Genomic DNA, 26,505 nt, shown 5'->3' with positions numbered 1-26,505 from the left:
GCCCTATGCCGAAAAGATTTAGCGTTCTCACTCCTCCTGACCTGCGTCAGCCGGGGTGCGAAGCGCTCTCTTTTCTGATGGAGGTGCATCATGTTTCGACCACTGACCCGCGTATTAGGCAACACCAGCGTCACCCTCAAACTCATCCTTGGCTTCGGCCTGGTACTGGCGCTGTGCATGGCTGTCGCCCTGACGGGATGGCAGGCCCTGAACGCCTCGCTGTTTCGCGCTCAAACCTTGACCACCCTTTCGCGCCTCGCCGTGACCGGCGAAGAATTGCGCGCCGAGCGGATTGTGTACCGCGTCGTGAATGACCCGGCAAGCTTTGACAAACTCGGCCGGCACATGGAGAAAATCGACGGTTATCTGGTCGAGTTGGCCGACCGCCTGAAGATCCCCATGCACCTGCAGCAAGTCCAGGATTCCAGCCGCCTCAGCGCACGCTTCAAGACGGCACTGGCCGGTCTGCCCAATCTGATGGAGCAACGCGAGCAAGCGCAGAAACGGCTCACCAACAGCTCCGTGAACGCCAGTGACACCCTTGGACAACTGTCCAGCGACTTGCCCGACCAGAATGACGAGAAAGCCCTGGACAGCGTAGAAAACCTGCGCCAGGCCATGGAGGCCGCCGAAGACCGCGCCAAGTCCCCGGCCTGGGCCGCCGACACACTGCAGCTCTACACGCAAGCGGTGGATGCTGCGCTCAAAACCCTCGACGGCGCCCAGTCGGCCGTGACGGCGCTGCCGGTAGACAGCACCGCGCTGAACAGTGCCTTGCTCGATTATCGCGCCCAACTCGATCGCCTCAAGGAGGCGCAGGTCACCGTTGAAACCGTCCAGAACCAACTGGAGCAGTGGCTGGACCAACTGCTGTCGCAAAGCGACCGGTTGAGCGAGGAGCAGACCCAGCAACGCGACAAGGAAGCCGACCTGGCGCGCCTGCTGATGCTCTATGTAACCGGCGCAGCGCTGCTGCTCGGCGCCCTCGCAGCCTGGCTGATCGCCGGTCAGATCGTCAGGCCGCTGCGTCAGGCGCTGCAAACCGCCAACCGTATAGCCGAGGGTGACCTGAGCCACGACATCACCACGTCACGGCGCGATGAACTGGGCCAATTGCAGCGCAGCATCGGCCAAATGACCCTGAACCTGCGCACGCTGATCGGTGGCATCACCGACAGCGCCCGCCAGATCGCCAGCGCCGCCGAGCAATTGTCCGCCGTCACCGAGCAAACCCGCGCCGGGGTCAATGGCCAGAAACTGGAAACCGAACAGGTCGCCACCGCCATGAATGAAATGCTCGCCACCTCCCAAGAGGTCGCACGCCATGCCGAGCAAGCCTCAATTGCCGCCACCGAGGCTGATCAACAAGCGGGCGTGGGTGACCAGGTGGTGGCCGAGGCGATTACCCATATCGAGCACCTGGCCGAGCAAATGAACCGCTCAAGCGAGGCGATGCAAGGCCTGCAACAGGAAAGCCAGAAGATCGGCAGCGTGCTGGAGGTGATCAAGTCGGTGTCCGAGCAGACCAACCTGTTGGCCCTCAACGCCGCTATCGAAGCGGCACGCGCGGGTGAGGCAGGTCGCGGTTTCGCCGTAGTCGCCGACGAGGTGCGCACCCTGGCCCAGCGTACCCAACAATCAGCCGAGGAAATCGAAGGGTTGATCGAGGGGCTGCAGCGGGGCACACAACACACTGCCGACATCATGGACAACAGCCTCAGCCTGACCGACAACAGTGTGGAACTGACGCGTCGCGCAGGTCAGGCGCTGGCCAACATCACCCGCACGGTCTCGGTGATCCAGGAAATGAACCCGCAGATTGCCGCGGCGGCCGAGGAGCAAAGCGCAGTGGCCGAGGAGATCAATCGCAGCGTACTGAAGGTCAAGGAAGCGTCGGAGCAAACCTCGACGGCCAGTGAGCAGACGGCGGCAGCCAGTGTTGAACTGGCACGCCTGGGCTCCGAGCTGGCGCGTTCGGTAGGCCGCTTCAAGGTCTGAGCGGCTACAGCACCTGGCGCAGGAAGGCTTGTGCCCGTGGGTCCTGGGGAGCGGCGAAGAAGGCGGCGGGCGCGGCATCTTCCAGCAGTTTGCCGTGGTCGAAAAACAGCACCCGGTCCGCCACTTCCCGGGCAAAGCCCATCTCGTGGGTGACGCAGACCATGGTCATGCCTTCCAGGGCCAGGGTCTTCATCACGTCCAGCACTTCACCGACCATTTCCGGATCGAGGGCCGAGGTGGGCTCGTCAAACAGCATCACCTTGGGCTCCATGGCCAGGGCCCGGGCAATCGCGACCCGCTGCTGCTGGCCGCCAGACAGGCGTGACGGAAACTCATGGGCCTTCTGTGCGATACCGACCTTTTCCAGCAGGGCCAGGGCCTTGGCCTCGCGCTCTTGCTTGCCGCGCTTGCGCACAACCTTTTGCGCCAGGCACAGGTTTTCCAGCACGGTCATGTGCGGGAACAGGTTGAAATGCTGGAACACCATGCCAACTTCACGCCGGTAGGCATTCACATCGGTCTTAGGGTCGGCCAGTTGCAGGCCGTCGATGCTCACCGAGCCCGAGTCGAATTCTTCCAGACCGTTGAGGCAGCGCAGGAAGGTGGACTTGCCGGAGCCCGACGGGCCGATCACCACCAGCACTTCGCCCTTGGCGACCTGGGTGGTGACATGATCCACCGCGCGCACCACGTGCCCACGGGTATCGAAGACTTTTACCAGATCGCGCACTTCAATCACTTTGGGCGAGCCTCCGCTCAAGCCGGCTGGCCATTTTCGACAGCGGCAGGTTGATCAGCAGGTACAGGCCTGCCACACAGAACAGGATCTCAAACGGCGAGAACGAGGTGGTGATCACCTCGCGGCCACTCTTGAGCAACTCGGTAATCGCGATCACCGACACCAGCGACGTGTCTTTTACCAGGCTGATAAATTGCCCGGCCAGGGGCGGCAGCACGCGCTTGAAGGCTTGCGGCAACACCACATGGCGCATCGACTGGCTGGCGCTCAAGCCCAGGGAACGCGCCGCTTCGTCCTGGCCACGGGTGATGGACTGCACCCCGGCGCGGACGATTTCCGCCACGTAGGCGCCGGTGAACAACGACAGCGCGGCGATCCCGGCAAACTCCCGGGATAGGTTGAGTACCGTGCCGATAAAGAAATAGAAAATGAAGATCTGCACCAGCAACGGCGTACCGCGCACCAGTTCGACGTAGATCGTCGACAGGTCGCGCAAGGTCGGGTTTTTGGAGAGCCGGCACAACCCGGTCGCCAAGCCAATGGCCAAGCCTAGGACGCCGGACACCACCGACAGCCACAACGTGGTCCACAAGCCCCACATCAACGGCCCGAGCGCCCACTGGCGAGTCACGCCGACCACATCGCCCTCAGCCACATCGTCGCCGCGGGCCACTTGCAGGCTGTTGTCGGCAACCGTGAGCTTTTGCTCGCCCCCCGCGTCATTGCGCAGGGTGACTTCGGCCATGTCGCCTTTGCGCACCAACTCGACCACGGTGGACATATCCGCAGCGCGTTGGGAGGTCTCGGCTTGATAGGCAAAGTATTGCGGAATGCGGTTCCAGCGCCACTCGTAGGACATCAGCGAGGTGGCGTAGTACAAGGCGCCAGCCAGGCCGACCAGCACAACCACGGTGAGCAGGTGCCAGGGCCATTGGGCTTTTTTCTGTTTCATTTCATTTTCCGGATGCAGTGCTTTTGTAGGAGCGAGCTTGCTCGCGAAAAATCCGAGAACCCGTTGGGTGTCAGGATTGCCGCGTTACCATTGACGATTTTCGCGAGCAAGCTCGCTCCTACACCGTCAAGCTTTTATTCCATGTCCTTGAGCCACTCGGAGCTCTTGAACCACTTGTCATGGATGCGATCGTAAGTGCCGTCGTTCTTGATCTGGTGCAGGAAGTTGTTGATGAAGTTGATGCTGTCGTAGTCACCCTTCTTCAAGCCGAACGCCAGGGGCTCGAAGGTGAAGGGCTCTTCCAGGAACACCAGCTTGCCGTTGCCGACTTTCTTCTCGGCAACCACGTTGTACGGCGCGTCATATACAAAGGCATCGGCCTTGCCGTTGACCACGTCCAGCACACCCTCTTGCTCGTTGTCATAGCCGTGGTACTTGGCCTTGGAGATCAGCTTCTTGGCCACCATTTCACCGGTGGTGCCGAGCTTGGAGGTCAGGCGGTATTTCTCGTCGTTCAGGTCTTTGTAGGACTTGATCGTGCCTTCCAGGTCCTTGCGGATCAGCAGCGTCTGGCCGACCACGATGAAGGGTTCGCTGAAGTTCAGGCGCAGGTTGCGCTCCTGGGTCAGGGTCATGCCGCTGCCGATCATGTCGAACTTGCCGGTCAGGAAGGCCGGGATGATGCCGTCATAGCCAGTAGAAACCAGCTCCAGCTTGACCCCCATGGACTTGGCCATGGCCTTGAGGATGTCGACTTCGAAACCGATGATCTCACCGCGCTTGTCGGTCATTTCAAACGGCATGTAGGTCGGGTCCATGCCGACTTTCAGCGTGCCGCGCTTGACCGCATCGTCGATGGCACCGGCCTGTGCCGCCGTGGCAGCGACCAGCGCAGTGACACCGAGCAGCAGCATCGAAAGATACTTTTTCATCAACAAGTCCCCTGAACGATTCTTATAAGGTCGGCGCGCAAAGGGCTGCGCCATTTCGGGGTGCGATCCTAACCCACTCGTTGTCCGTCACAAAGGTTTCACGGGTAAATCATATCGGCGCATGTCGGAAAACCCCGACAGCGTTGCAGTTCAATGCAGAGGTAGACACATCGGCGCAGCGGCTGGGCAATTGATTGATGTGTAAGTAGTTATGACGATCACTCAAGCTCAGACACCCAGGCAGTGTCCGTGAACCACTTGTCATGCAGGCGATCGTAGGTGCCGTCCTGGGCGATCTGGTTGAGGAAGTGATTGATCCAGTTGAGGCTGTCGTAATCACCTTTCTTCAAGCCAAAGGCCAGGGGCTCGAAGGTGAAGGGTTGCTCCAGTGCCAGCAATGCGCTGTTCTGCGGCCGGTTCATCGCGATCAGGTTGTAGGGCGCGTCATGCACAAACGCGTCAACCTCACCGTCTACGACCTGCCGCACCCCCTCTTCCGGGGTCGTCACAGTCGTGAGACGCGCCGCCCCGAGAAAGCGCCGTGCCGCGGCCTCTCCTGTGGTGCCTTCAATGGAGACGACTTGATAACCGGCTTGGTTCAAGTCTTCAATGCTGGAAACCGCACTCGCCAGGCGAGGATGCAAAAGCACTGACTGGCCCACCACGATGAACGAGTCGCTGAAATTGAGTTTCATATTGCGCTCCTGGGTGACAGTCATGCCGCTGCCAATGAGATCAAACTTTTTCGCCATCAACCCCGGCAGCAGCTCCTTATAGGGCACCGCCACCAGCTCAAGCTTTACGCCCATCGCACGGCTCATGGCATGAAGCAAGTCGATTTCAAAGCCGATGATGCGCCCTTGCTTATCAAGCATTTCAAAGGGTACGTAATTGGGAGTCGTGCCTACTTTCAGCACACCACGGCGAACAGCATCGTCCAGCGCACCCGCCTTCAGCAGCCCAGTGTGTACCAATAGGAAACAGCTAATCAGCAATGCCGCACAGTACTTCTTGATCATGGATGCCCCCGTGGCGAGTCAAATTTTGGGGGGCGATGCTAACCCAGCTACAGGCACGGCAATACGCTTCGAACAAAGGTCTTTTGTTTCGAAATAACAAGGAGTTAGCGATGCAAAGAAGGAACTGTAAACGCTGTAGGACCAGCGTTTGGAACACCCCCGAGGCGAGCCCTCGGGGGCGTCTGAATCAGGCCGGTTGAGCCTCGGCCGACTGCGGTTGCAGCGGCAGCAACGGCGCATGCGGATCAGCCTTGATCGATGCACGCCAGGCACCAAGCCACTCGGCGTGACCTTCGCTCCAGACCTGCTCATGCAGGCGGGCCAGGGCCACGGGGTCGCTGAGCAAGGCCAGGCGCTCACTGTTGTTGAGACCGGCCGGGCCGACTTTCAACGCGTGGCGAACACGTTCCATGCGCAGGTACTCGATCGGCTCTGCCTCACGGTGACGGGAGGTCGCCAAGGCGCAGGCCAGGGCGTTCTGCTGCGGGTCGACAACCGAACGCACAAACCCGTCATTGAGGGCGTGCCAGCGGTTTTCATGGGTGTATTGCTCGGTCGACAGCAACGCTTGCGGCGGATTGTATTCCTCAGGGATCAGGAACAGGCTCTCGTCGCGGGACTTGAGACCCAGCTTGACCCGGCTGGAAATCACCGACACCGGGATCGACAGCATCAGCGAGCCGACAATCGGGATCAGCCACCACAGGAAGCTTGGGTTCAACCACACCACCAGCAGGGCCCACAGGAAGCCCAGCAGGGTTTGCGGCCCGTGGCGCTTGACCGCTTCGCTCCATGGCGTGGAGTCGTCGTCACGCTGCGGCGAGTTCCAGGTGGCGGCCCATCCGAGGAACGCGGCAAGCACGAAACGCGTGTGGAAAATCATCCGCACCGGCGCCAGCAGCATGGAGAACAGCATTTCCAGCAGCATCGACAAGGTCACCTTGAACTTGCCGCCGAACTCTTTCGCGCCCTTGGCCCAGATCAGGATGATGCTCAGCAGTTTAGGCAAGAACAGCAGCACGATGGTGGTGGAGAACAGCGCTACCGCCTTGTCCGGATGCCATTGTGGCCACAGCGGGTACAACTGGCGTGGAGCCATGAAGTACTGCGGTTCCATCAGGGTATTCACCGCCAGCAACGCGGTGGACAACACCAGGAAGAAGAACCACAACGGCGCCGACAGGTAGGACATCACGCCGGTCAGGAACACCGCACGGTGCACCGGGTGCATGCCTTTAACCAGGAACAGGCGGAAGTTCATCAGGTTACCGTGGCACCAGCGACGGTCACGCTTGAGTTCGTCCAGCAGGTTCGGCGGCAGCTCTTCGTAGCTGCCCGGCAGATCGTAGGCAATCCACACGCCCCAGCCGGCACGACGCATCAGCGCAGCTTCAACGAAGTCGTGGGAAAGGATTGCACCGGCAAATGCGCCTTTACCGGGCAACGGCGCCAGGGCGCAGTGCTCGATGAATGGCTTCATGCGGATGATCGCGTTGTGACCCCAGTAGTGGGATTCACCCAGCTGCCAGAAGTGCAGGCCGGCGGTAAACAGCGGGCCGTACACGCGGGTGGCGAACTGCTGCATGCGCGCATACAGGGTGTCCATGCCCGACGCCCGTGGCGCGGTCTGGATGATCCCCGCATCCGGCGTGGCTTCCATCAGGCGCACCAGGCTGGTCAGGCACTCGCCGCTCATCACGCTGTCGGCGTCGAGCACCACCATGTACTTGTAGTCACCGCCCCAGCGACGGCAGAAGTCGTCTAGGTTACCGCTCTTGCGCTTTACGCGGCGACGACGGCGGCGATAGAAGATCTTGCCGAAGCCACCGGCCTCGCGGCACACATCGAGCCAGGCTTGCTGCTCGGCGATGCAGATGTCGGCCTCGTTACTGTCACTGAGCACGAAGAAATCGAAGCGATCCAGGTCGCCGGTGGCGGCCACCGACTCGAACGTCGCACGCAAACCCGCGAATACACGCGGCACGTCTTCGTTGCAGATCGGCATCACCAGCGCGGTGCGCGCATCCTTCGGAATCGGCTCGTCGCCGGCACTTTTACCGGAGATGCGATATTTATCGTGACCGGTCAGCAGCTCGAGGAAGCCCATCAGCGCGGTCCAGAAACCAGCCGACACCCAGCAGAACAGAATCCCGAACATGATAAGGATGCTGGTTTGCAGGGCGTAAGGCAGTACCTGGGTTGCCGTTTGCAGCAGGGTCTGGTTGCGGATTTCGTCGAAGTCGACCAGCGACCAGCCCTGGTACGGCATGATGCCTTTCATGTACCAGCCAGCCACGATGGTCTGGCCGAGCATCAGCACCAGCAGGATATAGCGCCGGATCGAACCCACGGTACGCCAGCGCGCAGCCGGCAACACCCGCTCGTCTTTCGGTGGCTTGGGCGGATTGGTGCGACCGGTGATCCGCCGCCAGCCACGCACCAGGATATTGGTGCGCCAAGGCTCGGGCACCACTTTGGTCCGGCGGATCGGCGGCGTGGCCTTGAGGCATACGCGACCGCTGGCGTCGAGCGCCAGCATTTCGGCGTCTTGCAGCTCTTCGGCAGTGCTGAGGGTCAAGCGACGGCCGACCGAGGCCTGGGCGGCGTCGGTCGGTGCGTCGAAGGTTTTTGACGACAGACGCTCATGCAACTCGCTGAACGAGCGGCAGCCCGCCAGCTCGGCGCGCTGCTCGGCCGTCATGGGCAGATGCGCCAGGTACTCGGACAGAGTCTCGGGCGTTACTTGGGAATTACTCATCGGCAGGCAACTGATAGCTCCAGGTTTCGGTCAGGACTTGCTCGGTCTTGATCGGCTCCGGAGTGGCTGGGGCAGCTTCTGGCTGCGGGGCTTGCTTGTCTTTCGCGTCTTTCTTGGCCTGCTTCTCGTGCTGCTTGGCCAAGACTTTGTCGGCTTTCAACACATGGGTGGAAACCGGCTCAGGCTCTGGCTGCACGATATCCTGCACCAGTGCCGCACGCATTTCGGTCGGCTTGCCGGCGTCCTTGATCTTCATGCGCAGGGTCAGGCGCCAGCCTTTGGTGTGCTCATTGTAGCGCACACTGTTTTCGACCAGCTCGGCGTTATCGCCCACGCTCACCTGGCTGCGCACCGGGGCGTCCGGCAGCAGTTTCTTCAGGGACGGGCCCTCGAAGTCCACCAGGTAGGCCACGCTGCCATCGGGCTGACGGATCAGGTTGGATTGTTTCACGTCACCGGTGGAACGCAGGGTCTGCTTGACCCAGGCGCTCTCCGGCGAGTGGAATGCCGCGTCATCCAGGGTCCAGTGCAGGCGGTAGGCGATGTCCAGTGGCTTGCCGACTTCCGGCAGTTCGGCCGGGCTCCAGAAGGCCACGATGTTGTCGTTGGTTTCGTCGGCAGTCGGGATCTCTACCAGGTCGACGGTGCCCTTGCCCCAATCACCTTCTGGCTCGATCCAGGCGCTTGGGCGCTTGTCGTAGTTGTCGTCCAGGTCTTCGTAGTGGCTGAAGTTGCGGCCACGTTGCAGCAGGCCGAACCCACGCGGGTTCTCGACGCTGAAGTTGCTGACCGACAGGTGTTTAGGGTTGTTCAACGGGCGCCAGATCCACTCGCCATTGCCGGCATGGATCGACAGGCCGCTGGAGTCGTGCAGCTCGCGACGGTAGTTGAGGACCTTGGACGGCTGGTTGGCGCCGAACAGGAACATCGAGGTCAATGGGGCCACGCCCAGCTTGCTGACCTTGTCGCGCAGGTACATCTGCGATTTCACATCGACCACGGTGTCGGTGCCAGGGCGCAGGATCAGGCGATAGGCGCCAGTGGCGCGCGGCGAATCCAGCAGGGCGAAGATCACCAGGTGCTTGTCACCCGGTTTTGGACGTTCGATCCAGAACTCGGTAAAACGCGGGAACTCTTCGCCGGACGGAAGTGCGGTATCAATGGCCATCCCACGGGCAGACAGGCCATATACCTGGTCCTTGCCCACGACGCGGAAATAGCTGGCGCCGAGCATGGTCATGATTTCGTCTTGCTTGTCGGCCTTGTTGATCGGGAAAAGCACACGGAAACCGGCATAACCCAGCTGTTCAGTGGCCTTGGGATCGAATTTCACGTCGCCGAAATCGAAACGCGTCGGGTCGTACTTGATTTCATGCACGCTGTCGGCAGTGACTTCGTTGATTTTCACCGGCGTGTCGAAATGCATGCCCTGGTGATAGAAGGACAGCTTGAACGGGGTGTTCTGATCGGCCCACTCGGCTTTTTCATTGCGGAAACGAATCTTCTGGTAGTCAGCGAATTTCATTTCGCGGAATTCGTTCGGCAGATTGCTGCGCGGAGCTTCGTATTTCTGCCCGGCCAGCTCTTTTGCCTTGGCCGACACATCATCCAGACTGAATGCCCACAGTTGACCCGCGCCGAACAGGCAAAACAGGGCAGAGCCCGTCACCAGTGCGTTTCGTAACCGTTTGGCAGACAATTTTGGTGCATTACAGGGACTAACAATCACGAGCAACCCTCGCCGAAAACAGATCAAAAAACCAACGGCCAGCTATCTATATGCCAGGTTGGCGAGCAATGTTCCGACTCCCCTAGGGCCAAATGATTCCCCAAAGGCTATCGGACAAGTCTCTACCTAAGTCAAAAATGGACCAAACAACGCTGATCCCCGTAGCGCGCGATTATCTAGTAGCCCGCGAGACAACGCATCAGGGACAGTGAAGTATTTGTAGCGAAAACCTGCGTTTTTCAGCATTAAAGTCGTTTTTAATACATTCATGTCTGTAAGAGGAAGGTCACAGGGCCATCATTGACCAAATGCACCTGCATATCGGCGCCAAAACGCCCTGAAGCCACCTTGCCATGCAATTGTTGCGCTTGTAACAACAAGTGCTCAAAAAGCGCCGCTCCCAGGGCCGGTGGGGCCGCCGTGGAGAAACTTGGCCGCAGCCCGCTTTTTGTATCCGCCGCCAGGGTGAACTGCGACACCAGCAGCAAACCGCCGCCGATATCCTTGAGCGACAGGTTCATCTTGCCCTCGTCGTCGCTGAACACCCGATAGTTAAGCAGCTTGTGCAACAGTTTGTCGGCGCTCTCGGGCGTATCTGAAGGTTCGACGGCGACCAGCACCAGCAAACCCTGGTCAATCGCGCCCACGACCTCCCCGGCAACTTCGACGCGGGCGCCACGCACCCGCTGCAACAGGCCCTTCATGCTTCTTCAGGGGGCAGATCAAGCAGGCGCCGTGCCATTTCGCCGGTCGCTCGCACCAAAGCGTCGGTGATACCCGGCTCGGAGGCCGCGTGCCCGGCCTCGCGAATCACCTGTAGCTCGCTGTTGGGCCAGGCCTGATGCAGCTCCCAGGCGTTATCCAACGGGCAGATCATATCGTAGCGACCGTGGATGATGACGCCGGGCAGATGAGCGATCTTGTGCATATCGCGAATCAGCTGGTTGGGCTCCAGGAAGGAGTTGTTGGTGAAGTAATGGCATTCGATGCGGGCAATGGACAAGGCGCGCTGCGGCTCGGAGAAGCGCTCGACATGCTGCGGGCTCGGGCACAGGCCAAGCATGCGCCCTTCCCAACCAGACCAGGCCTTGGCTGCATGCATCTGGGCGATCTGGTCGTTGCCGGTCAGGCGTTTGTGGTAGGCGGCGATCATGTCGTGGCGCTCTTCCACCGGAATCGGCGCCAGGTAGTCCTGCCAGTAATCCGGGAACAGGCGGCTCGCACCCTCCTGGTAGAACCAGTGGATGTCCTGCGGGCGGGCGAGGAAGATGCCGCGCACGATCAGGCCAAGCACGCGCTCGGGATGGGTTTGCGCGTAGGCCAGGGCCAGGGTCGAGCCCCAGGAACCACCGAACAGTACCCATTTGTCGATGCCCAGGTGCTCGCGGATGCGCTCAAGGTCGGCGACCAGATCCCAGGTGGTGTTGTTTTCGAGGTTGGCACGCGGGGTCGAGCGACCGCAGCCACGCTGGTCGAAGGTCACAATATGGTACAGGTTCGGGTCGAAATAGCAGCGGCTCTGGGCGTCGCAACCGGCACCTGGGCCACCGTGGATGAACACGACAGGCAAGCCTTCGGGGGAGCCACTTTCATCGACATACAGGGTGTGGGTGTCATCGACAGCCAGATCATGCCGGGCGTAGGGTTTGATCTGCGGGTACCAAGTCTGCATTGCGCGCTCCGTAGGGTGTCGGGTTCATCCCTGGGGGGACGTCTATTATTTTGCCGTCAGGCATCATAAACCCGAATTGTGCAATGAGCATGTCCTTGAGCACTTAGACCTGTGTCAGCAGTTCGCTCCGCAGATAATCCTACAGTCGACCCCTCCAGCCCCTCCGACATTTGGACTGTGTGAATGCAGTCAAAATGTGGGAGGGGGCTTGCTCCCGATAGCTATTTGAGCAACACCCTGAATCATCGGTACCGGCTTTGCCCCCAAGACAAAAACCCTTGCAGCAGTTGCTTCAACACCACCTGGGTCGGTTCGGCCAGGTCGGGACGATAGCGAAACGGCTCAAACTCCTCCATATACGCGCTCTGGCACAACTCCAATTGCACGGCATGGACATCCTGCGCCGGGTCGCCGTAGTGCCGGGTGATGTGGCCGCCCTTGAAACGCCCGTTCAGCACATGGGTGTACTGGGGATGCGCGGCGCAGATGGCTTCGAGCTGGCTGGCCAGTTCCGGATCGCATGCGGCGCCGTTGAAGGTACCGAGGTTGAAGTCCGGCAACTTGCCGTCGAACAGGTGCGGGATCACCGAGCGGATCGAGTGCGCATCGAACAGCAGCGCGTAGCCAAACTCGGCCTTGAGGCGCGCCAGTTCCTCTTGCAGCTGGCGGTGATAAGGACCCCAGATCTTTTGCAGGTAGCTCGCGCGCTCTTCTTCGGAGGGCGTCTGCCCTTCACGGAACAACGGCACGCCATCGAACAGCGTCTCCGGGTACAGGCCGGTGGTGGCGCCTGCATAAAGCGGCTTGTTATCCGAGGGCCTGTTCAAGTCGATGACAAACCGCGAGTACTCCGCGGCCAGGGTGCTGGCGCCCAGTTCTTCGGCAAAGTCGTACAGTAAGGGGATATGCCAGTCGGTGTCCGGCAGGCTTTGCGCCTCGGGGATCAACCCGGCCTCGACCGCAGGCGTTAGGCGCAGGCCGGCGTGGGGCATGCTGATCAGCAGCGGTACGCGGCCTTGTTTGAATGTCAGGACCTTATCCACAACAGAGCTCCTTAAACAGTGACATCGACGCCATGGCGCACGACGCGTTTATCCAGTTCGCCGCCCAGCCAGTAGGCCAGGTCGGCAGGGCGATCAATCTGCCAAGCGACAAAGTCAGCGACCTTGCCCGCCTCCAGCGAACCATGGGTGTCGCCCATGCCCAACGCAGTGGCCGCATGCTGCGTGGCGCCGGCCAGGGCTTCTTCCGGGGTCATGCGGAACAGGGTGCAGGCCATGTTCAGCATCAGGCGCACCGACAACGCCGGCGAGGTGCCAGGGTTGAGGTCGCTGGCAATGGCGATCTTCACCCCGTGCTTGCGCAGGGCCTCCATCGGCGGCAACTGGGTTTCACGCAGGAAGTAGAAAGCCCCCGGTAGCAAGACGGCGACGGTGCCGGCAGCAGCCATGGCGATGGCGTCGTCTTCGGTCATGAACTCCAGGTGGTCCGCCGACAGCGCGTGGTAACGCGCCGCCAGGCTTGAACCGTGCAGGGACGAGAGTTGCTCGGCGTGCAGCTTCACCGGCAGGCCCAGCTGCTGGGCGACTTTAAATACACGCTCAACCTGCTCCGGGGAAAACGCCAGGTATTCGCAGAAGGCGTCCACCGCATCCACCAACCCTTCTGCAGCCAGGGCCGGCAGCATCTCGGTGCAGATGTGCTCGATGTAGGCGTCGGCGCGGTCTTTGTATTCCGGCGGCAACGCGTGGGCGGCCAGGCACGTGGCGCGCACACTTACTGGCAGCGCTTCACCCAGGCGCCGGGCCACGCGCAGCATCTTGCGTTCGTTGGCCAGGTCCAGGCCGTAGCCGGATTTGATCTCCACCGTGGTCACGCCGTCACGCAACAGACTGCGCAGGCGCTTTTCAGCGCTGGCAAACAGTTCATCTTCCGTGGCAGCGCGGGTGGCACGCACGGTGCTGGCAATACCGCCGCCCTTGGCCGCGATCTCGGCGTAGCTGACGCCTTGGAGGCGCTGCTCGAATTCGCCGCTGCGATTACCGCCGAACACCGTGTGGGTGTGGCAATCGATCAGCCCGGGGGTGACCCACGCGCCTTGCAGGTCATGCACCTGGGCGTAATCCACCGTGGGTGCCTGGCTGCGGGGGCCGACCCACTCGATGAGCGAGCCGACAGTCACCATGGCGGCGTCCTCGATGATCGAGTATTTGCCCTGGGCCATGGTTGCGACGTGGCAGTGGTGCCAAAGGGTTTTCATCAACGCCTCCCTAAGTTATCGATGAGACAAGGCCGGGTCGTAGTGGACCCTGGCCGTTTGCCCGGCGGCGGGCTTGACCCACAGCAAGTAAGCGAGGATCAGCAGCACGATCCACACGGCGCCGACCATCAAGGCCGCCTGGGTGTCCGGGAAGTAACCGAGCACGCCAAACACAAACAGCATGAACACAATGGCCGCTGCCGGCGCATAGGGCCAGAACGGTACCGGGAATTTCAGCTCGGCGACCTGTTCCTTGGTCATGGAGCGACGCATGGCGACCTGGGTGAACAAAATCATCAGCCACACCCACACGGTGGCGAAGGTGGCAATCGACGCGATCAGCAGGAACACGTTTTCCGGGATCAGGTAGTTGAGCACCACACCGCCGAGCAACGCGGCGCCCATCACCACTACAGTCATCCACGGCACGCCCTGCCTGGACAACTGCGCAAAACCCTTGGGCGCCTGCCCTTGCTGGGCCAAGCCGTACATCATGCGGCCAGCGCCGAAGATGTCGCTGTTGATCGCCGACACGGCCGCCGAGATCACCACAATATTGAGGATGGTCGCTGCCGAGCCTATGCCCAGGTTGCTGAAGATCTGCACGAACGGGCTGCCCTGGCTGCCGATCTGCGGCCATGGGTAGATCGCCATCAGCACGAACAGGGTCAGCACGTAGAACAACAGGATGCGCAGCGGCACCGCGTTGATCGCCTTGGGGATCACCCGCTGCGGGTCCTTGGCTTCGCCGGCCGTGATGCCAATGATTTCGATCCCGCCAAAGGCAAACATCACTACCGCAAACGAGGCAATCAGCCCGCCGATACCGTTGGGCATGAAGCCGCCGTGGGCCCACAGGTTACTCAAGCCGCTGGCATGGGTTTCACCCGCCGAATGAATGCCGAACAGCATGATGCCAAACCCGCCAAGGATCATCGCCACGATAGCGCCGACCTTGAGCAATGACAGCCAGAACTCCATCTCGCCAAAAACCTTGACGTTGCACAGGTTCAGGCCGCCGATCAAAAACACGATGCCCAGCACCCAGACCCAACGGGCGACCTCAGGAAACCAGAAGCCCATGTAGATGCCGAAGACGGTGACGTCGGCCAGGCAGACGATGATCATTTCAAACGCATAGGTCCAGCCGAGGATAAACCCGGCCATTGGCCCCAGGTAAGTGCTGGCGTACTGGCCGAAGGAGCCGGACACCGGGTTGTGCACAGCCATTTCACCGAGGGCGCGCATCACCATGAACACCGCGGCGCCGCCGATCAGGTAGGCCAGCAGCACGGCAGGGCCGGCCATCTGGATGGCGGAGGCAGAGCCGTAGAACAGCCCGGTGCCGATCGCGGAACCCAGCGCCATGAAGCGAATATGTCGGGCATTGAGCCCGCGTTTCAAACCCTTTTCTTGTTGGTGCATTTCTCTTCCCTATTATTCTTATCCTGAGAAAAACGCGACCTCACCTGTAGGAGCGAGCTTGCTCGCGAAAAACCTGAGAGCGCTGATGGATGTCAGGTTTACCGCGTAATCGTTGGCGATTTTCGCGAGCAAGCTCGCTCCTACAGTGAAGGCGGTCGTGCTTACAAGCTTGGCAGCAACTTGGCCGGCACCAGCTCATTCAGGCAACGGGTGGCAAGCAGTTCGCTGGCGGCATTGATGTCCGGGGCAAAGAAGCGGTCCTTGTCGTAGAACGCTACTTTGTCGCGCAGCATGTCCCGGGCCTTTTCAAGCGCAGGCGAGGTTTTCAAGCCGTCGCGCAGGTCCAGGCCCTGGCACGCTGCAAGCCATTCCACCGCGAGAATGCCACGGGTGTTCTCGGCCATTTCCCACAGGCGCTTGCCCGCGGCCGGGGCCATGGAGACGTGGTCTTCCTGGTTCGCCGAGGTCGGCAGGCTGTCGACGCTATGGGGATGGGACAATGCCTTGTTCTCGCTGGCGAGTGCAGCGGCAGTGACCTGGGCAATCATGAAACCGGAGTTCACCCCACCATTGCCTACCAGGAACGGCGGCAGTTGCGACATGTGCTTGTCCATCATCAGCGAGATGCGCCGCTCGCTCAGGGAACCTATTTCGGCGATGGCCAAGGCCATGTTGTCAGCGGCCATGGCCACCGGTTCGGCGTGGAAGTTGCCACCGGAAATCACATCGCCTTCGGCGGCAAATACCAGTGGGTTATCCGACACCGCGTTGGCTTCCACCACCAGCACTTCGGCAGCCTGGCGGAACTGGGTCAGGCAGGCGCCCATGACCTGTGGCTGGCAACGCAGGGAGTACGGGTCTTGGACCTTGTCGCAGTTCTGGTGCGACTGCGACACCTGGCTGCTTTCGCCCAACAGGTCACGATAGGCCGCAGCCGCATCGATCTGCCCACGCTGGCCACGCGCCGCATGAATACGCGCATCGAACGGCGAGCGCGAACCCAGTACGGCCTCCACGGTGAGGCCGCCACAGGTGAGCGCGCCAGCAAATAGGTCTTCACCTTCGAACAGGCCGCGCAATGCGTAAGCGGTGGATACCTGGGTGCCGTTGAGCAAGGCCAGGCCTTCTTTGGCGGCCAGGGTCAGCGGTGTGAGGCCAGCAACTTTCAGGGCTGCGGTGGCTTCCAGCCACTCGCCCTTGTAACGCGCTTTGCCTTCGCCAAGCAGCACCAGGGACATATGCGCCAACGGAGCCAGGTCACCAGAGGCGCCGACCGAACCTTTCAGCGGAATGTGCGGGTACACCTCGGCGTTGATCAGCGCGATCAGCGCGTCGATCACCTGGCGACGGATCCCGGAGAACCCGCGGCTGAGGCTGTTGACCTTGAGCACCATGACCAGCCGCACCAGCGCATCGCTGATCGGCTCACCGACGCCGGCGGCGTGGGACAGCACCAGGGAACGCTGGAGGTTTTCCAGGTCTTCACTGGCGATGCGGGTCGAGGCCAGCAGGCCGAAACCGGTGTTGATGCCGTAAGCGGTGCGGTTCTCGGCGAGAATCTGCTCCACACAGGCGACGCTGGCTTCAATCTGGGCCGAGGCGCTGTCATCCAGGCTGAGGGTTACCGGCTGCTGGTAGATGGCCCGCAGCTGGGCGAGGGTCAGTTGGCCTGGAATCAGGTTTAGCGCAGTCACATTCGTTCTCCTTGTGAATTATTCTTAGGTGTTCAGTGCAAATTCGGTAACGCAGTTTCTTTAAGCAACTGGGCAGCGGCGGCAATATCCGGCGCCAGCCAACGGTCCTGCTCGTAAGCGGGGACCACTTCGCGCAACAAGCGCCAGGCGTGGTCGGTGCCCACGCCGAAGCGCTGGTCCTTGAGGAATTCGAACGCCTGGGCTGCCAGCAGATACTCGATGGCGAGGATCTGGGTGACGTTGGCCAGCACCTGGTGCAGCTTGAGCGCGGCGTTGGTGCCCATGCTCAAGTGGTCTTCCTGCAGGCCCGAGGTGACGAAGTTGTCGAGCACCGCCGGTTGCGCCAGTTGGCGGTTCTGCCCGCACAAGGATGCGGCGACGTACTGCACGATCATCATCCCGGAGTTGACCCCGGGGTTACTGACCAGGAACGCCGGCAAGCCGCTGACGTGCGGGTTGATCAGGCGGTCCAGGCGGCGTTCGGCCACCGAGCCGATTTCGGCCATGGCAATCGCCAGCATGTCCGCCGCCAGCGCTACGGACTGGCCGTGCGGGTTGGCCTGGGATACCACGCGATAGTTATCCGGCGTGCCAAGCAGCAGTGGGTTGTCCGTGGCGCTGTTGAGTTCAGTCTCGATCTGGCGAGTGGCGTGCTCAAGCTGATCGCGAGCGGCGCCGTGGATCTGCGGGATCGAGCGGATGCTCAGGGCGTCCTGGGTGCGAATACCTTTGCTGCTGGCGATGACTTCGCTGCCGTCGAGCAAGGCGCGCAGGTTGCTGCCTACCTGCTGCATGCCCGGGTGCGGCTTGAGGGCGATGATTTCTTCGTCAAAAGCATCTATCTGGCCACGCTGTGCTTCAAAGCTCATGGCTCCGATCACATCGGCCCATTGCAGCATAGGGTGAGAATCGGCGAGGGCCAAACAGCTCAGGCCGGTCATGCACGGCGTGCCGTTGACCAGGCACAGACCGTCCTTGGCGCCGAGCACCACGGGGTGCAAGCCTTCAGCCTGCAAAGCGTGTTGCGCCGTGACCACCTGGCCGCGATAGCTCACATTGCCGACGCCGAGCAAGGCCACGCCGACATGGGCCATGTGGGTCAGGTAACCCACCGAACCCTGGGACGGCACTTGTGGGGTGATGCCGTGATTGAGCAGCGCCAGCAACGAGTGCACCACCTGCGGATGCAGGCCGGACTTGCCGTGGCTGTAGTTGATGATCGCCGCGCAGATGATTGCGCGGGTCTGCTCGTCGCTGAGCACCGGGCCGACGCCACAGGCGTGGCTCAGCAGTGTATTGCGCGACAGCTGGCTCAGTTGCTCGTCTTTGAGCGACACGTTGCACAAGGCGCCCAGGCCGGTATTGACGCCGTAGGCGCGCTCGCCGCTGGCGACGATGCGTTGCACGATGGCCTGGGCGTTGTCGATGCGCGCCCAGGCCTGGCCCGAGAGCTCGAGCACGGCGCCATGGCGAGCCACGGCGGCCACGTCCTGCCAGCGCATCGGGGTGTCGGCGATGATGATTGTTGTTGCCTGGGGCATCTTCATACCTTCTTCAATTCTTGTGCAGCTTTGCCGGCCCAATCGGGGGCAGTCGCCTCACCACAGGGTTGGGCTCAGACCACCGCCGCCCGCCGCTGAACAAAGCGATCCACATACTCATCCGCCGGCGAATGCAGGATCTCCCGCGGCGTGCCGACCTGGATCAGCTTGCCGTCCTTGAGAATCGCAATGCGGTTGCCGATGCGTACGGCCTCGTCGAGGTCGTGGGTGATAAACACGATGGTCTTGTGCAGGGTCTTTTGCAGCTCGAGCAACTGGTCCTGCATCTCGGCGCGGATCAGCGGGTCGAGGGCGCTGAAGGCCTCGTCCATCAGGATGATGTCGGTGTCGGCCGCCAAGGCCCGGGCCAGGCCCACACGCTGGCGCATGCCGCCGGAAAGCTGGTGCGGGTATTTGTTTTCGTAGCCCTTGAGGCCTACGGTTTCGATCCAGTGCAGGGCGCGCTCGGCACACACCTGCTTGGTTTCGCCGCGTACTTTCAGGCCGTAGGCAACGTTGTCGAGCACGCTCTTGTGGGGCAACAGACCAAAGCTCTGGAACACCATGCTGATCTTGTGCCGGCGGAATTGGCGCAGCGCTTCCATGTCCAGTTGCAGGATGTCTTCGCCGTCCACCAGGATCGCGCCGCTGGTGGGGTCGATCAGGCGATTGAAATGGCGTACCAGGGTGGATTTACCGGAACCTGACAGGCCCATGATCACGAAGATCTCACCAGTGCCGATGCTCAGGGACAGGTCATTCACGCCGACCACGCAGCCGGTCTCGGCCAGTACCTGGTCCTTGGTCTTGCCCTGGCCGATCATGGCCAGGGCATCCTTGGAACGCGCGCCGAATATTTTGAAGACGTTCTTTACTTCGATTTTGCTGACAGTAGTCATTTGCTCGCCTCATGCCGTGGGCGGCCATAAGCCTGGGTAATGCGGTCGATGACCACTGCGAGAATCACGATCGCCAGCCCGGCTTCCAGGCCACGGCCGACGTTGAGGGTCTGGATGCCGACAAGCACGTCTTCGCCCAAGCCACGGGCGCCGATCATCGAGGCAATCACCACCATCGACAGCGCCATCATGGTGGTCTGGTTGATCCCGGCCATGATGCTCGGCAACGCCAGCGGCAGTTGCACGCCGAACAGTTGCTGCCAGCGGTTGGCGCCAAAGGCGTTGATGGCTTCCATGACTTCGCCATCGACCTGGCGAATGCCCAGATCCGTCAGGCGAATCAGCGGCGGCGCGGCGTAGATCACCGTGGCGAAGATCGCCGGTACCTTGCCCAGGCCGAACAGCATCAGCACCGGGATCAGGTACACGAAGCTGGGCATGGTCTGCATGATGTCGAGCAGTGGCATCAGCACCGAACGCAGGCGATTGCTGCGCGCCGACAGGATGCCCAGGGGAATACCGATCAGCACCGAAATCACCGTGGCGACCATCATCAGTGCCAGGGTTTGCATCAGCTTATCCCACAGGCCAACCGCGCCCACCAGGAACAGCAAACCGACGATCACTGCCGTGGTTACCAGCTTGCGCGTGGCGTGCCAGGCAACGCCGCCGACGATGGCCAGCATCAGCCACCAAGGCGCCATGCGCAGCAACCCTTCCAGGTTGACGATGGCCCATAGCAGGGTGTCGGAAATGTGCCGGAACACATCGCCGTAGTTGGTAACCAGCGAGTCCACCCAACCGTTGACCCAGTCGGCGATGGAAAACGTAAAACTCTCAGGAAACATATAGTGCTCTCGATCCAGTGGGTTGTGGCCAGCCGCCCGGCCACCCTTGAGGGTAGCCGCGCACACTTGACCTACAAGGCCGCTTCGATTTTCTTGGCTGCGTCGTCGCTCACCCAGGCGTGCCAGACTTCAGGATGTTCCTTGAGGAAAATTTTCGCCAGTTTTGGCGACTCAATCCGCTCCTTGGCCATGCGGCCGAGGTTCTGGTTGAGCAGGTCGATGGGCAGGTTGACCTTTTCCAGCACGGCCACCAGTTCCGGGGCTTGTTCGTGGAAAGTCTTGGACAGGCCGACCTTGATGGTCACGCTTTTATCCACACCGGGCTTTTCTTCCAGCTTGACCAGGTCGACCTGGCCCATCAGCGGCGTCGGCGACCAGTAGTAGAACAGGATCGGCTCGCCACGCTTGTAGCTCGACAGCACCGCCGCGTCCAGCGCCGGGCCGGTGCCCGGGCGGAAGTTGGTATAGGTGCTTTCCAAGCCGTAGCTCTTGAGCATTTCGCTGTTGTCCAGCTCACAGGTCCAGCCGGCCGGGCAGTTGTAGAAACGGCCCTTGGAGGGCTCTTCCTGGTCCTTGAACACCGAGGCGTACTTGGCCAGGTCGGCGATGCTTTTCAGGTCCGGGGCCTTGGCTTCCAGCTTGCGCTTGGCGTCGCCTTCGATCACATAACGCGGTACGTACCAGCCTTCGACCGCACCGACGACCGGGGCACCGACGCCCACGACCTTGCCGGCCTTCTCGGCCTTGTTCCAGACCTCGCTGCGGCCTACCCACTCCTCGGCAAACACTTGGATATCGTTACTGCCCAGGGCGTTTTCCATGGTGATGGAGTTGCCCGGCAGGCTGTCGGTTTTGCAGTCGTAGCCTTTTTCCAGCACGGTTTGCAGGATGTCGGTGAGCAACATGCCGCTTTCCCAGTTCAGGCCGGCGAATTTCACCGGTTTGCCGGATTCGCACCAGCCGGCCGCCTGGGCGCCGGCGCTTGCCAGCAAGCCAGCCGAGAACAAGGTAGCCAGCAAGGTCTTATTCATAGTCATTGTTGTGACGCTCCCAATCATGAAATGGATTACGGCAGTCAGTAGGCGTCCTGCCCTGTCCACGTCCCATCAGGCCTGTGCAGCCAGCCCGTTTGTTGTGGGTAAAGCGCCCTGCTCTTTTGGCAGGATCAGGTGATCGGGTACCGTGCCGTGCCATTTTTTCGCACACACGTAATACAGGGCCGCCGGCAGTACCAGGCCGATGATCCAGGAAATATCCACGCCACCCAGCGCGGCCACCAAAGGGCCGGTGTAGAACTTGGTGGCGATGAACGGCAGCTGCACCAGCACGCCGAAGACATAGACGCTGATACCCAGCAGGTTCCAGCGCCCGTAGCGGCCGTTCGGGTCGGCCAGTGCCGGCACGTCATAGCGCTCGCGGGTGATGCAGTAGTAATCCACCAGGTTGATCGCACTCCAGGGCGTAAAGAACGCCAGCAGGAACAGGATGAACGACTTGAACGCACCGAGGAACGAGTGCTGGCCGAGCAGGGCGATCAGGGTTGCCGTACCGACGATGGCGAGCACGAACACCAGGCGTTGCATACGCGTGACCTCCAGGCGGCCACGAAAGCCGCTGATGATGGTCGCAATGCACATGAAGCTGCCGTAGGAGTTGAGCGTGGAGATGGTGACCTTGCCGAACGCGATGCTGAAGTACAGCAATGCAGCGGTGGCGCCCGTACCGCTCAGGCCCACGATGTAGGCCACTTCGTGACCGGCGAACTGCCCGTTGGACATCGCCGCGGCAAACACGCCAAGGACCATCGCCACCTGTGCACCGACGACCGAACCTGCACCAGCGGCGAGAAAGGTTTTCACCGATGAGGTCCTGCTCGGCAGGTAACGCGAATAATCCGCCACGTACGGGCCGAAAGCGATCTGCCAGGATGCCGCGAGCGACACGGCCAGCAGAAAACTGCTCCAGCTGAAATGGCGGATCTGCAGAAGTGCGCCAACGTCGGTCTGGCTCATCAGGCGACTGAACAGGTAGACAAAGGCAATCACGCCAATGACGCTGGCGATACGGCCGATGAAATGGATCACCCGATAACCCAGCACGGTGACCAGCACGATGACGCTGGCGAAAATCAGGATGCCGACACTGTCGCTGACCCCAAACAACTGTCCCAGCGCCTGACCCGACAGCACGGTGCCGGTTGCAGTGAAACCCAGGTACATCAAGCACACCAGCACGATCGGGATGGCCGCGCCATACACGCCGAACTGCACCCGGCTGGAAATCATCTGCGGCAGGCCAAGCTTGGGGCCTTGGGCCGCATGCAAGGCCATGACGCCGCCGCCAATCAGTTGACCGACCAGCAGGCCGATCAACGACCAGAACACATCACCACCCAGCACCACGGCCAGGGCCCCGGTGACAATCGCGGTGATTTGCAGGTTGGCCCCCATCCACAGGGTGAACTGGCTGAATAGACGACCGTGTCTTTCCGCTTCCGGGATATAGTCGATCGAGCGCTTTTCGATCAACGGGGTGGTGTCATTCGCAGCCATGGGGTTCAACCTCTGATGGATTGTTCGATGCTTTTCTGTAGGAGCGAGCTTGCTCGCGAAAAACGTACATTCAACGCAGCGATGCGCCTGGAATACCTTCGCGAGCAAGCTCGCTCCTACAGTGGGTGCGTCAGCCGTTGATCATCGGCAGGTTGAGGCCCTGTTCCTTGGCGCAATCAATAGCGATCTGGTAACCGGCATCGGCATGACGCATCACCCCGGTCGCCGGGTCGTTATGCAGCACGCGGGCAATTCGCTCAGCCGCTTCGTCGGTGCCGTCGCAGACGATCACCATGCCGGAGTGTTGAGAGAAGCCCATGCCCACACCACCGCCGTGGTGCAGCGAGACCCAGGTCGCGCCGCTGGCGGTGTTGAGCAAGGCGTTGAGCAACGGCCAGTCGGATACGGCGTCGGAACCGTCCTGCATGGCTTCGGTTTCGCGGTTCGGGCTGGCGACTGAGCCGGAGTCCAGGTGGTCACGGCCGATCACGACCGGCGCAGAAAGCTCGCCGCTGCGTACCATTTCGTTGAAGGCCAGGCCGAGCTTGGCGCGCTGACCCAGGCCAACCCAGCAGATACGAGCCGGCAAGCCCTGGAAGCTGATGCGTTCGCGAGCCATGTCCAGCCAGTTGTGCAGGTGGGCATCGTCCGGGATCAGCTCTTTGACTTTGGCGTCGGTCTTGTAGATGTCCTGCGGGTCGCCGGACAGTGCAGCCCAACGGAACGGGCCGATGCCACGGCAGAACAATGGGCGGATATAGGCCGGTACGAAACCCGGGAAGTCGAAGGCGTTTTCCACCCCTTCTTCCTGGGCCATCTGGCGGATGTTGTTGCCGTAGTCGAAGGTCGGGATGCCCTGCTTCTGGAATTCCAGCATGGCTTTGACGTGCACGGCCATCGACTGTTTGGCGGCCTTGATCACGGCGGCAGGCTCGGTCTTGGCGCGGGCGCGGTATTCGTCCCAGGTCCAGCCGGCTGGCAGGTAGCCGTTAAGCGGGTCGTGGGCGCTGGTCTGGTCGGTGACCATGTCCGGACGTATACCACGCTTGACCAGTTCCGGCAGGATTTCGGCGGCGTTGCCCAGCAGGGCGATGGAGATAGCCTTGCCTTCCTTGGTGTACTTGGCAATGCGCGCCAGGGCGTCGTCGAGGTCGGTAGCTTGCTCGTCGACATAACGGCTGCTCAGGCGGAAATCGATGCTGACCTGCTGGCATTCGATGTTCAGCGAGCAGGCGCCAGCCAGGGTTGCCGCCAGCGGCTGGGCCCCGCCCATGCCGCCGAGACCGGCGGTGAGCACCCAGCGGCCGGTGAGGTCGCTGTTGTAATGCTGGCGACCGGCCTCGACGAAGGTTTCGTAGGTGCCCTGAACGATGCCCTGGCTGCCGATGTAGATCCAGCTGCCGGCGGTCATCTGGCCGTACATGGCCAAGCCCTTGGCATCCAGTTCGTTGAAGTGTTCCCAGCTGGCCCAGTGCGGCACCAGGTTGGAGTTGGCGATCAGCACGCGGGGGGCATTGCTGTGGGTCTTGAACACGCCGACCGGTTTACCCGATTGCACCAGCAGGGTTTCGTCGTCGTTCAGGTTGGTGAGGCTCTCGACGATCTGGTCGTAGCACTCCCAATTGCGCGCCGCACGGCCAATACCGCCGTACACCACCAGTTCTTTCGGGTTCTCGGCCACTTGTGGGTCGAGGTTGTTCATCAGCATGCGCAGCGGCGCTTCAGTCAGCCAGCTTTTGGCGGTGAGCTTGTTACCGCGGGCGGCGCGGATTTCGACGTCACGGTATTTTGTAGACTTGGTCACTGCTAGGACTCCTCGGCGATCGATGCGCGAACATGGATGGTGCGAAGGAGAGTCTTACGCACACATCTTTACTTGTATGTACAAGCATATGCAATCGAGCGGCCAACTCTTGGAGTGAGCCCTGCAGATTTTTTCCGAAGACGAGCAAAGGCCTTGAAAATAAAGGCTTCGAAGCTTGATGAAATTTCTTACGGAGATGTTTTACGGCAAGAGGGATTTGTCACGACAGCGCAGCTTTGCGTCACGCTGGGGCATTAAGTAACAAATTGGTGCGCAGGCTGGAAACAGATCTATGGATCACACAAAACAAAATGTGGGAGGGGGCTTGCTCCCGATAGCGGTTTATCAGTCACCTATCAATTGACTGAACCACCGCTATCGAGAGCAAGCCCCCTCCCACATTTTTCAACCGCGTGCGGTCAGTTCGATCAGGCAGCAACGGCCGGTGACCGATATATCCAGCAGGCCAACATTACCGTCTACTTGCAGGCAATCGTGATGGCCGAGCTTCTCGCCCAACACCTTCACTTCATCCGCCACGCTGAACACCAGCACCGTCTGCGCCGTGCTGAAGAATCGCTGTACACCGTCAATCCACTGCAAGCGCGCATGGTAACGCTCAGGCGAGTAGATCAGATTGAAGTCGCGGATCGGCCCCGTGATCAAGCGGCAGGACACCTGGCTTTCACCCTGGAACGCGAACGGCTGCAACGGTAACAAACCACGCTGCTCCTCGCCGTCCACGGTCAGTACCATGCCCGCGCCTTTGATCACCGTGATCACACGCTGGTAGCCGGCGAAGGTGGAGAAACCACCCGACTCGGCAATATCGGCAATCGATAGGCGCCAGCCAAACCCGTCCAGGCCAGCGCCCGCATCACGGCTGATTTCTTCGGTACTGCCGCCACCGTTTTTCCACGGCATGCGTACGTAGTCGGCGGCGCGCCAGACCTTGATTTCACTCATTTACTGAAACGTCCTTCGAGGCTGTGACGGGAGCCTGGATGGATCAAGCGCGCAGCGGTTACCGGCTGGCGACCCGACCAAGTGCGGCGACGAATCAACAGGCACGGCTCGCTCGGCTCGATCTGCAACAACTTGCACTCGGCGGCGTCGGCAAGAATCGCCTCAACCACATGCTCGCCCTCGGTCAATGGCGCGACCTGATTCAAGTAGGCATATGGGGTTTGCTGGGTGAAGTCCTGCTGCAAGTAGTCCGGCGCGACCAGGGCGTTGACGAAACGGTCTTCGATTTGCACGGGAATGTCGTTCTCGTAATGCACGATCAACGAATGAAACACCCGCCCGCCTTCGCGCATTTCCAGGGCCACGGCACGCTCGGAACCGGCGGCTTCTTCGCCCAGGGTGATGACCTGGCACGTGTGCCGATGCCCGCGGGAGGCAATTTCATCGGCAATGTTGTGCACTTCAAACAGCGCTGACTGGCTCTTCGGTTCGGCGACAAACGTGCCCACACCTTGCATGCGCACCAACATCCCTTCGGCGGTCAGTTCGCGCAGTGCGCGGTTGATGGTCATGCGGCTGAAGCCCAACTGGCTGACCAGCTCGCTCTCCGACGGCACGCGGTAATGGGGCGGCCAGTTGCCGTTGAGGATCTGCTGGCTGATCATCTGTTTGACGCGGGCATACAAGGGCGCCGGACTTTCGTCCATGTGGGCAGCC

General features: G+C 61.1%; 21 protein-coding genes. 1 reads left to right on the top strand and 20 read right to left on the bottom strand.

Annotated elements, in window-relative coordinates:
- Positions 1 to 90: 90 nt before the first annotated feature.
- A complete protein-coding gene (locus tag QZR30_RS10835; protein ID WP_056847165.1) occupies positions 91 to 1,998 on the top strand; it encodes a methyl-accepting chemotaxis protein in 1,908 nt (635 codons plus the stop codon).
- A gap of 4 nt (positions 1,999 to 2,002) precedes the next feature.
- On the opposite strand, the gene QZR30_RS10830 is transcribed toward QZR30_RS10835, so the two are convergent.
- The 20 genes from QZR30_RS10830 to hutC all read right to left on the bottom strand — a co-directional run bounded on the left by QZR30_RS10830 (position 2,003) and on the right by hutC (position 26,495).
- Positions 2,003 to 2,737 carry an amino acid ABC transporter ATP-binding protein gene (locus tag QZR30_RS10830; protein WP_032878328.1) on the bottom strand — a complete coding sequence of 245 codons (735 nt, stop codon included), beginning with the start codon at positions 2,735 to 2,737 and terminating at the stop codon, positions 2,003 to 2,005.
- The gene (locus QZR30_RS10825) at positions 2,730 to 3,689 is read right to left on the bottom strand and encodes an amino acid ABC transporter permease (RefSeq protein ID WP_068965998.1); all 960 of its coding nucleotides are present in this window, start codon (positions 3,687 to 3,689) and stop codon (positions 2,730 to 2,732) included. Before QZR30_RS10825 ends, QZR30_RS10830 begins: the two co-directional genes overlap by 8 nt.
- A gap of 134 nt (positions 3,690 to 3,823) precedes the next feature.
- Positions 3,824 to 4,621, bottom strand: coding sequence for a transporter substrate-binding domain-containing protein (locus QZR30_RS10820; protein ID WP_046070530.1), 798 nt, complete (start codon positions 4,619 to 4,621; stop codon positions 3,824 to 3,826).
- A gap of 218 nt (positions 4,622 to 4,839) precedes the next feature.
- Complete coding sequence (locus QZR30_RS10815; RefSeq protein ID WP_046070529.1) at positions 4,840 to 5,640, bottom strand: transporter substrate-binding domain-containing protein; 801 nt, start codon at positions 5,638 to 5,640, stop codon at positions 4,840 to 4,842.
- A gap of 187 nt (positions 5,641 to 5,827) precedes the next feature.
- On the bottom strand, positions 5,828 to 8,398 hold the full coding sequence (gene mdoH, locus QZR30_RS10810; RefSeq protein ID WP_274357654.1) for a glucans biosynthesis glucosyltransferase MdoH: 2,571 nt from the start codon (positions 8,396 to 8,398) through the stop codon (positions 5,828 to 5,830).
- Positions 8,391 to 10,127, bottom strand: coding sequence for a glucan biosynthesis protein G (locus tag QZR30_RS10805; RefSeq protein WP_311903290.1), 1,737 nt, complete (start codon positions 10,125 to 10,127; stop codon positions 8,391 to 8,393). The genes mdoH and QZR30_RS10805 overlap by 8 nt, the downstream gene beginning before the upstream one ends.
- Before the next feature lie 266 nt (positions 10,128 to 10,393).
- Complete coding sequence (gene dtd, locus QZR30_RS10800) at positions 10,394 to 10,831, bottom strand: D-aminoacyl-tRNA deacylase (RefSeq protein WP_043047266.1); 438 nt, start codon at positions 10,829 to 10,831, stop codon at positions 10,394 to 10,396.
- Positions 10,828 to 11,799: a prolyl aminopeptidase gene (gene pip / locus QZR30_RS10795; protein ID WP_043047267.1), complete on the bottom strand. Its 972-nt coding sequence runs from the start codon at positions 11,797 to 11,799 to the stop codon at positions 10,828 to 10,830. Before pip ends, dtd begins: the two co-directional genes overlap by 4 nt.
- A gap of 242 nt (positions 11,800 to 12,041) precedes the next feature.
- Positions 12,042 to 12,842: an N-formylglutamate deformylase gene (gene hutG / locus QZR30_RS10790; RefSeq protein WP_056847168.1), complete on the bottom strand. Its 801-nt coding sequence runs from the start codon at positions 12,840 to 12,842 to the stop codon at positions 12,042 to 12,044.
- An 11-nt stretch (positions 12,843 to 12,853) separates the two neighbouring features.
- Positions 12,854 to 14,059 (bottom strand): imidazolonepropionase, encoded by a 1,206-nt coding sequence (hutI, locus tag QZR30_RS10785; RefSeq protein ID WP_311903289.1) that lies wholly within the window; start codon positions 14,057 to 14,059, stop codon positions 12,854 to 12,856.
- Positions 14,060 to 14,074: 15 nt separating this feature from the next.
- The gene (locus QZR30_RS10780; protein ID WP_311903288.1) at positions 14,075 to 15,484 is read right to left on the bottom strand and encodes an amino acid permease; all 1,410 of its coding nucleotides are present in this window, start codon (positions 15,482 to 15,484) and stop codon (positions 14,075 to 14,077) included.
- A 161-nt stretch (positions 15,485 to 15,645) separates the two neighbouring features.
- Positions 15,646 to 17,178 (bottom strand): histidine ammonia-lyase, encoded by a 1,533-nt coding sequence (gene hutH / locus QZR30_RS10770; protein WP_046070523.1) that lies wholly within the window; start codon positions 17,176 to 17,178, stop codon positions 15,646 to 15,648.
- Between the two features lie 32 nt (positions 17,179 to 17,210).
- Positions 17,211 to 18,719, bottom strand: a complete 1,509-nt coding sequence (locus tag QZR30_RS10765) for an HAL/PAL/TAL family ammonia-lyase (protein WP_311903353.1) — start codon at positions 18,717 to 18,719, stop codon at positions 17,211 to 17,213.
- Positions 18,720 to 18,793: 74 nt separating this feature from the next.
- Complete coding sequence (locus QZR30_RS10760) at positions 18,794 to 19,618, bottom strand: quaternary amine ABC transporter ATP-binding protein (RefSeq protein WP_052501115.1); 825 nt, start codon at positions 19,616 to 19,618, stop codon at positions 18,794 to 18,796.
- Positions 19,615 to 20,466, bottom strand: a complete 852-nt coding sequence (locus tag QZR30_RS10755) for an ABC transporter permease (protein WP_034108788.1) — start codon at positions 20,464 to 20,466, stop codon at positions 19,615 to 19,617. The genes QZR30_RS10760 and QZR30_RS10755 overlap by 4 nt, the downstream gene beginning before the upstream one ends.
- Before the next feature lie 71 nt (positions 20,467 to 20,537).
- A complete protein-coding gene (locus QZR30_RS10750) occupies positions 20,538 to 21,503 on the bottom strand; it encodes an ABC transporter substrate-binding protein (RefSeq protein WP_046070522.1) in 966 nt (321 codons plus the stop codon).
- 69 nt (positions 21,504 to 21,572) lie between these two features.
- Positions 21,573 to 23,018, bottom strand: coding sequence for a purine-cytosine permease family protein (locus QZR30_RS10745; protein WP_311903287.1), 1,446 nt, complete (start codon positions 23,016 to 23,018; stop codon positions 21,573 to 21,575).
- A gap of 130 nt (positions 23,019 to 23,148) precedes the next feature.
- A complete protein-coding gene (gene hutU / locus QZR30_RS10740) occupies positions 23,149 to 24,822 on the bottom strand; it encodes a urocanate hydratase (RefSeq protein WP_046070520.1) in 1,674 nt (557 codons plus the stop codon).
- Between the two features lie 405 nt (positions 24,823 to 25,227).
- A complete protein-coding gene (locus QZR30_RS10735; protein ID WP_046070519.1) occupies positions 25,228 to 25,788 on the bottom strand; it encodes a HutD/Ves family protein in 561 nt (186 codons plus the stop codon).
- Positions 25,785 to 26,495, bottom strand: a complete 711-nt coding sequence (hutC, locus tag QZR30_RS10730; protein ID WP_236708731.1) for a histidine utilization repressor — start codon at positions 26,493 to 26,495, stop codon at positions 25,785 to 25,787. Before hutC ends, QZR30_RS10735 begins: the two co-directional genes overlap by 4 nt.
- Positions 26,496 to 26,505: the final 10 nt, after the last annotated feature.

It is taken from the genome of Pseudomonas sp. rhizo25 (assembly GCF_031931935.1).
Taxonomy (GTDB): domain Bacteria; phylum Pseudomonadota; class Gammaproteobacteria; order Pseudomonadales; family Pseudomonadaceae; genus Aquipseudomonas; species Aquipseudomonas synxantha.
The sequence above is the reverse complement of the archived record's forward strand: the minus strand, read 5'-3'. Positions and strand labels throughout refer to the sequence as shown.